The organism is Gemmatimonadota bacterium, assembly GCA_040388535.1.
Classification (GTDB): Bacteria; Gemmatimonadota; Gemmatimonadetes; order Gemmatimonadales; family GWC2-71-9; genus Palsa-1233.
Genome location: JAZKBR010000009.1, coordinates 1 through 7,725, shown reverse-complemented (window position 1 = coordinate 7,725; position 7,725 = coordinate 1). Strand labels below are relative to the sequence as shown.

Sequence of the window (7,725 nt, the reverse complement as noted above, 5' to 3'; positions counted from 1 at the left end):
CCACCACCGAGGGCTCCGACAGCCCAGAGGCGACGCTACTTGCTGAGCGTCGCCACCAGCGTCGCGGGCACCGGACCGCTACCGAAGTCGTTCATCGAATCTCCGGAGGTGATCGTCAGGACATTCCCGACTCGCGTGAACGCGAGAACCGTCGTGGTGATCGGCGAAGGCGACGTGCGCGTGAACGTGACCGAGGTGCTCGTCGCAGCATAACTGCCACTCTCGATCTGCGGCGCCGACCCCGGATTTGTCAGGGTCTGGGTATAGCTGTTATTCGCATTGAAGGTCACCGAGAAGCGCAGGCCGCCAGCATAGACGTTCGACGTCTGGGACGGATTCGCCTTGTTGGTCGCGACGATCGCCGTCGCCGTCCAGGTTCCGGTCAGATCAACCCCGGTGGCTTCGGTGGGCGAGTCGCCGCAACCGAGCACGGCGAGGAGGAGAAGGGCGGACGCGAGCCGGAATCCGGGGAGACGCATAGGGGGATCCTGTCTTGTGAGGGTGACTGGCGTGTCGTAGCTTGGTCAAGCCGTTGTCCGGCTCCTCCCAACAGTGACGTCCCGGCGTCAGACGACCGTTAAAACCACCATCGGGGCCCCCTGACTCCGCCGACCGCACCCTCACTCATGCTCCGCACCCTGGGTTCGGCCGGGCTCTATCCCGCCGAATCAGGACCGCCTCTGCTGGGCCCCGGCAAACCGTTTGCGCTGCTCGTCTACCTCGCCTCCTCACCTGGCCGGCGTACTTCGCGGGAATTCCTGCTCGACCTCCTCTGGGCCGATGTCGAGCCCGATCGCGCCCGGCGTACCCTTCGGCAGACCCTTTTCCAGCTTCGCCACCTCCTCGGCGACGATGCCATTCAGGGCACCGAAGAGCTCACCCTCGGCCCGGCGATCACCATCGACCGCGAGCAGTTCCTGGCGCACGTGGAACGCGGCGCACTCGACGCGGCGCTGGCCGGGTACCCGGGAGATTTCCTCACACATTTCGGTGTGCCTGGCGGTGCGGCCTTCGAACAATGGGCCGACCTCGAGCGGCATCGCCTCAGAAGCGCCTACCTGCGGACTGCCGACCTGCTGGTCCGACGACACCTCAACGCGGCACACTTTCGGGAGGCACTCGCCCTAGCGCGGCAGGCCCGCGACCGCGTGCCGGAAAGCGAGTTCGCCTGGCGCCTGCTCCTCGAGGCCGCCATCGCCGGCAACGACATCCTCACCGCGACGATCGAAGCCGACGCGCTGCTGCAGATCGCGGCGCGAGAGGAACTCCATCTCGAGGTTGCCACGCGCACGCTGATTGATCGCGCGCGAGGGCTCGTCCCTGGCACGTCGGAACTACGTCCCTCCACGGGACTCGTCGCCGAACTCACCGGGCGCGAAAGCGAGTTCTCCGCCATCACCACTGCGTGGGCGAACACACGCCAGGGGCGTGCCCTTCACCTGCACCTCAGCGCGCCTGCGGGGCTTGGCAAATCCCGCCTGCTGCACGATGCCTGCGCACGCCTCGCGGCTGCCGGTGCGCCGATCGTGCGCGTGCAAGGGATGCCGGGCGACCGTGACGTGCCCTACGCCTTCGCGGGCGACATCGCGGCCGCACTCGTCGGGCTCCCCGGTGCCGCAGGAGTTGCACCGGCATCGGCCGCGACACTCGTGGCTCTCAACCCGGCACTCTCGAGTCACTTTGCCGCAGCACCCGACCCGATGCAAGGTGAGGAGGCATTACGGCGTCGGACACTTGCCCTGGTCGACCTGACACAGGCCGTTGCACACGAACAACCATTCGTGCTTGCCATCGATGACCTGCACTGGATCGATCAGGCGTCGTGGCGAATCATCGAGGGACTCTTCCAGCGACTCACCAATATTCGGGTGCTCTGCGTCACCGCATCACGACCAGAGCGGCACCCCTCCGACGACTCGGTCACGACGCTGACACTCGCGCCGCTTACCATCGCGCAGTTGGGGAGCCTCATCTCCGGGCTCGGCATCCTGCGCGAGAGCGAGCCCTGGGCCACGGCCCTCGTCGATGGAGTGCACCGAGCGACCGGTGGCTCGCCACTCCTGGTGCTCGAGACGCTGCGACTGGCCGTGGATCAGGAGACGCTGACGCTCGATCGCGACGGGTGGCACTGTCATGATGAGTCGCAACTCCGCACGCTGCTGGAAACCGGGAGCGCGCTCCGGGAACGGATCCGCCGACTCCCGGCGGATGAGTCGTGGCTGCTGGCCCTGCTCGCCACTGCCGGCGCACCGCTCGACGTCGAGACGCTCTCGCCCGTGACCGGGCGGAACCTGGCGGATCTCACGCAAGCGTTGGCACCGCTCGAGGTGCGCGGGTTGGTCCGACAGAGCGAGCGAGGGTGGACGACAACGCACGATGAAATCGCAGCGGCTGCGCGCGATGCGCAGAGCGAGGAGCAGGGTCGCGAGGCCCATCGACTCGTGGGGCAATATCACGAACGCGGCATCGCGGGCAATCCGGAAGGGCTCCTGCGGGCGAGCCGGCATTTCCTCGCCGCGGGTGCAACGCTCGATCTCCAGCGATTGCACCGCAGCTACCTGCTGCGAGCACGCGTCAGGGGAGACCGACGCGACTTCACGGCACTCACGGCGGAGTTGATTGGCACCACCCCGTCGGATCCGCAGGCCGCAACGCTCGTCGCATCCCTGCCACGCCGGTGGCGCCTCGGGCTCTGGTCAGCGACGCGACAGCGCGCGGCGGTGCTGATGGCGCTGGTCCTCCCGATCGGTGCGCTTGCGGCGGCACGTGTTCGTGAGCAGTTCACGAGCCGGCAGCAGCACTTCTACTACATCGACTCCAACGGTGCAGCCAGTGGCTTCGGCGCGTCACTTGCGGAGTGGGACGGCAACCGAACGCCCGTGACCCTGGGGCCGGCGTCGGCGCGCTTCGTGTCCCCCGCCCTGGCACATCCCGAAATTCCCCCGGCCATCAGTCCCGACGGCAAGGCGGTCGCGTGGACCGGTGACTCCGGCGATAGCACCACGCTTGATCTCTGGATTCGGACAGCGGCAGGGACGCGTCGTCTCACCTCGCAAGCGCGGGACGATCTGGCCAATGACTGGCTCCCGGATGGTTCCGGCGTCGTCGGCATGAGCAATCGCTGGTCGCCAGCCCCGCCGCACGGCGAGTATGACATCGCCGTCTTCGACACCGCCACGGGCGCCGCACGGCAAATCACTCGCGGGCCGGGGCACGACACCGAACCGTTCGCGTCCCCCGATGGCACCCGCATCGCTTTCCGGCGGGAGATGCCCGACGGCCCGGCACGCTTCTGCGTCACCGACCGCGACGGCACCCGGGAGCCCGAGTGCCGTGCTGTCGGTAACGAGGGAAGCGCGGATCTCGCGGGCTGGGCGGGCCTCGACGAATTGGTGCTGATCACGCTCGAATCGGGCGAACGCCAGCTGCTGCTCTACGATTGGAGCCGCGACACCAGGCAGCTCCTCAGCACGGAGGTACCGAATCTGGCACGGCTCAGCCGTGATCGTCGCTGGCTCGTGGTCGCAACGCTGGGCGCAGGAGCAACGGCTTTCCGCGACGTAGTGATGCCGCTGGCCAATCCGGGAAACGCACGGCCGGTCGCACACAGGGGTAGCGTGCGAAACGCGGCGAGGTGGTGGGAAGGGCCCGCCGATCGATCACTTCTTATCGACCACCTGGAATTCAGCGATTCCGTCGCCGAGGCATTCCTTGGCATCGGCACGCGCCTGCGGGTTCGGGCCTTGACCGCTGCAGACGTCGAGGTGCCCATTCGGGTGCCCGTGAGCTGGAACGTCTCGGATACGACGGTGGCGCGAGTCGATTCCACAGGAGAGGTCCGGCCGCGCGCGCCAGGCGTTGTGTCGATCACAGCCACGATTGCTGGTTGGAGGAGTGCAACCAGGCGGCTCGTCGTGGTGGGGCAGCCGCCGGCCACCATGCTCGACGAACGCTGGCATGACGACTGGCAATCCCGCTGGCTACCGTGGGGTGACCCTGTGCCGATCGTCGTCGCCAGCTCCGACGGCACCACGGCGTTCTGGAATCGTGGCGATGGCAGCTACCAAAGTTTCGCGGTGAGTCGCCGAACCTTTCCAGCCACCCACGGCCTTGGCCTGGAGGTGCGGCTCTCGACGACCCTCTCGAGCAACGACCACCAGCGGATCCGCACGGCCTTCGTACCCGGCATCGATCTGCGCGTGCTCGCAAGTGCCAATCAACGGCAGACGCCACCACGCGGCGCGACCTTCGATGCTTCCTGCTTCGCAGGCTTCCCCGGACCGGGCTCCTGGGGCGCCACGCGCATCGCGATGGGTGCAGCCGGCTCACGCGAGACGGACATTGGCCGGCTCGTGGATTCGATCCGCACCGGGAAGTGGTGGCGACTGCGACTGCAGATCTTCCCAGACGGTCGTTGCGGCGTCGCCGTCAACGGGCAGGCGCTCTGGATCTCCCCTGGAGCGCTCTTACTGGACACCCCGTTCCGAGTCGTGCTTGGTGATGAATCCGCCGATTCTCGACTGCTGCACGGCCCACTGCAGGTCTGGAGTGGTGTCCGGACAGACATCGATTGGAGCAAGAAATAGCTCACCGCGACGCGGCGCCACGGAGTTTCGCGGGCCTCGCGTCGTGGGTGCCTCGGAGCGGCCTTGGAGGCGCCGCGCACCAGCTCTACTGTCGCCAGCTCGAACCGCCGTCGGGACTCCACAGCTGCGGAGAGGCAGCCCACGGCGTGAGGCCGGGTACGTCGAATACTGCGGCGGGCAAGTGTCAGTCGTTGGCGAGATCTGCGCCGCACGGGGTGCGGCGCGAGCGGACTTAATGCGAATCGGGAAACCGGTGCCGCGCGAGCGCGGCACCAGCGAGTCTCCGACGGCCCGGGGCGACAACAATTCGCGGCCGTCGCTAAGGTCAGCTCGGCGATCGCTCCAGCCGCGAGACGTCGAACCCCTGGGCCTTTGCGCTCTCAACGAGTCGCTGATACACCTCATCGTCGAGCACCGGCGTCCGCGACAGCACCCAGAGATACTTGCGACTCGGGTCGCCGACGAGCGCGGCAGTGTACTCCGCCGTGAGATCGAGCACCCAGTAATCCCCCCAGACCATCGGCAGGAACGACAGGATCCTCGGCGCGAAGCGGACCTTGAGCTGCGAGGTCGGCCCGTTGCGACGCGCGAGCTTCGCCTTCCCCTCCGCGCGGCTGATGGTCCCGTCGCTCTTCCGGCAGGCGTTCGTTACCCGCACTTCGCCGTTGGGGAGCAATTCATAGTCGGCCGTGGTCGCCGCGACGCACTGGTTCTGGAACCGATTGGGGAAGCGCGCGACCTCGTACCAGCGGCCAGCGTAGCGCGCGAGATCGATGGAGTCCACCGACTTCACTGACAGCGGGACGGTGTCTTGAGCCATGAGTATCCCAAGGAGCAACGAGAGGGCGTTCATATTCGATCCGACTGACGAGGTGAGTCAGTATACCCTGTTTGCGAGCGGCATCTTCGCGGGCGGCTGGGCGCGAGCAAAGTAAGAAGGACGACAAGCGAGAAACCGACGGTAGCCCAATCAGCGTATGAGACTCCAGCAAGCCACCGCACCGCGCAGCAATTTCCTTCTATGCTGGAGCCACCACGTGATCATCTCCGGCGCGCCATCGCTTCGCGCGCTCCTGCTCGCCACGCTCCTCACCGGCGCAACGGCGCACATCATCGCCCAGTCGCCACGCAAGGTGACTCAACTCGCGACCGGAGTCTATGTCATCGAGCATCGCGACGCGCAGGATGGCTTCGCCGGCGGCAACACCACCGTCATCATCGGCGAGCGACAGGTCCTCGTGGTCGACGCGCCCTTTCTGCCGTCGGAAGCGCGGGAGGATATCGCCCAGATCCGGCAGTGGACCTCGCACCCCGTCACCTTCCTGGTCACCACGCACTTTCACAACGATCACAACTTCGGCAATCGCGCCTACATGGACGCCTTTCCGGGGCTGAGCATCATCGCCCACCCGGACACGAAAGAGGAGATGGATCGCTTCGGTCCCGGCTCACTCAGTCGGGAAGAGCGCGGCACCGCCGGGTATCAGCGCCTCCACGACAGCGGCAAGAATGGCGACGGAACCCCGCTCTCCGATGCCGACAAGGCCGAAGTAAAGCGCATCCTCGCTCGGCGCAATGAAGTGATGCTCGAGATGAAGAAGTCACCATTCCAGAGTGCCACCCTCACCGTAGCAGACAACATCACCATCGACCTGGGCGGCAGAAACGTCGAGGTCCGCTTCCTCGGCCGCGGCAACACCCCCGGCGACCTCGTCGTGCAGCTGCCGGCGGAGCGGATCGTTGCAGTGGGCGATCTCGTGGTCCTTCCCCTCCCCTACTTCTACGACGGCTACCCGCGCGAGTGGGCTGCCACGCTGAGCCGGGTGATCGCGCTCCAGCCGGCGATGGTCGTTCCCGGTCACGGCCCCGTCCTGCACGACACGGCGCACCTGGCACTGATTCGTGACCTGATCACGAGCGCCGTCACTCAGATGAACGAGGCACTTCGGAACTCCGGGCCGGCAATGTTCCGCACCGTCGATGCCGTGAAGGGCAGCATCGATCTCACCGCCTTCCGCGAACGCTTCGCCGGGGGCAACAAGGAGATTGAAGCCGCGTTCGACGAGACCGCAGCAGAACTGGTTCGCCTCGTCTTCCGCGAAGCAAGTCTCAGGTAACGTCTCCACCCTGCACGGAGCCACCACGCAATGATGACACGACGCGAAGCACTCGCCGCCCTCGGCGCCTTGACCACTCTCGGTCGTTCCGAGGCCTTCCTGTCCTCGGTGGTGCCCACGCGCCAGGGCGACGCTCCCCCGCCGCTGGCGCCGGGCGCTCCCAACTCGCCCGAACGGCTGGCCCTCATCGAGCGCTTCAAGCAATCCGCTGATGGCCTCGACACGCTCTACGAAGCGCACTCCTTCAAGAGCGACTGGTCCATGCCGTATCGCCTCTTCCGGTCCAAGGCGCCGGGCGCGCTGCCCCTCGTCGTCTTCCTCCACGGCAGCGGCGGTCTCGGAGATGACAACGAAAAGCAGATGGGCCTCGGCAACATCTTCGGCACTCGGCTCTTCGCCCTGCCTGCCAACCAGAAGCGCTTCCCCTGCTTCGTGGTGGCGCCACAGACCGATCGCGGCTGGGCGCGCTACGGCCCGCCCGCCGACGGCGACTCGGTCGCGCGACCAATCGCCGGTCTGGGCGACGGTGCGCGGGTCGCGATGGAGCTGATCGATCAGCTAGTAAAGGATCTTCCCATCGACACGCATCGCATCTACCTGACGGGGCAATCGATGGGCGGCGGTGGCGTGTGGAACATGATCACGCATCGGCCGCGCTTCTTCGCTGCGGCCGCCCCCTGCTGCGGCAGCGCGACCAATGAGACGCCAGTAGCCGGAACGCCGCTCTGGAATTTCCACGGCGACGCCGACCAGACCGTGCCGATTGCAGTATCCCGCGGTCGAATCGCCACGCTCCGCAAGCTCGGCGTGCACCCCTACCAGACCGAGTATCCGGGTGTCGGCCACAACTCCTGGGAGTGGGCCTACACCGAGCCGGCGATGTTGAGCTGGATGTTCAAGCAGCGGCGGGGATAGCCGGTGGTTTGTTGTCATCCTGAGCGAAGCGGCCGCAGGCCGCGAAGTCGAGGGAGGTGGTCTCGACGGCGAGGGGTTGCTCCCTCGACTGCGCTCGCCTCCGGCTC

Annotated in this window: 5 protein-coding genes; 3 read left to right on the top strand and 2 right to left on the bottom strand. The window is 66.7% G+C overall.

Going from position 1 to position 7,725, the window contains the following annotated elements; all coding sequences use genetic code 11:
- Positions 1-35 precede the first annotated feature (35 nt).
- Positions 36-479 carry a hypothetical protein gene (locus tag V4558_15900; GenBank protein ID MES2306985.1) on the bottom strand — a complete coding sequence of 148 codons (444 nt, stop codon included), beginning with the start codon at positions 477-479 and terminating at the stop codon, positions 36-38.
- Between the two features lie 147 nt (positions 480-626).
- Here V4558_15900 and V4558_15895 point away from each other — a divergent pair, with 147 nt between their 5' ends.
- Positions 627-4,586, top strand: a complete 3,960-nt coding sequence (locus tag V4558_15895; GenBank protein MES2306984.1) for an AAA family ATPase — start codon at positions 627-629, stop codon at positions 4,584-4,586.
- A gap of 325 nt (positions 4,587-4,911) precedes the next feature.
- On the opposite strand, the gene V4558_15890 is transcribed toward V4558_15895, so the two are convergent.
- On the bottom strand, positions 4,912-5,406 hold the full coding sequence (locus tag V4558_15890) for a lipocalin family protein (GenBank protein MES2306983.1): 495 nt from the start codon (positions 5,404-5,406) through the stop codon (positions 4,912-4,914).
- A gap of 217 nt (positions 5,407-5,623) precedes the next feature.
- On the opposite strand from V4558_15890, the gene V4558_15885 reads away from it, so the two are divergent.
- Together V4558_15885 and V4558_15880 are read left to right on the top strand one after the other, a co-directional pair.
- Positions 5,624-6,703 carry an MBL fold metallo-hydrolase gene (locus V4558_15885; GenBank protein MES2306982.1) on the top strand — a complete coding sequence of 360 codons (1,080 nt, stop codon included), beginning with the start codon at positions 5,624-5,626 and terminating at the stop codon, positions 6,701-6,703.
- 30 nt (positions 6,704-6,733) lie between these two features.
- Positions 6,734-7,618 (top strand): phospholipase, encoded by an 885-nt coding sequence (locus tag V4558_15880; protein ID MES2306981.1) that lies wholly within the window; start codon positions 6,734-6,736, stop codon positions 7,616-7,618.
- Positions 7,619-7,725 lie beyond the last annotated feature (107 nt).

Coding starts and splice junctions, on each gene's coding strand:
- V4558_15890 (MES2306983.1), bottom strand. CDS start 5,406: ATGGCTCAAGACACCGTCCCGCTGTCAGTGAAGTCGGTGGACTCCATC.
- V4558_15895 (MES2306984.1), top strand. CDS start 627: ATGCTCCGCACCCTGGGTTCGGCCGGGCTCTATCCCGCCGAATCAGGA.
- V4558_15900 (MES2306985.1), bottom strand. CDS start 479: ATGCGTCTCCCCGGATTCCGGCTCGCGTCCGCCCTTCTCCTCCTCGCC.
- V4558_15880 (MES2306981.1), top strand. CDS start 6,734: ATGATGACACGACGCGAAGCACTCGCCGCCCTCGGCGCCTTGACCACT.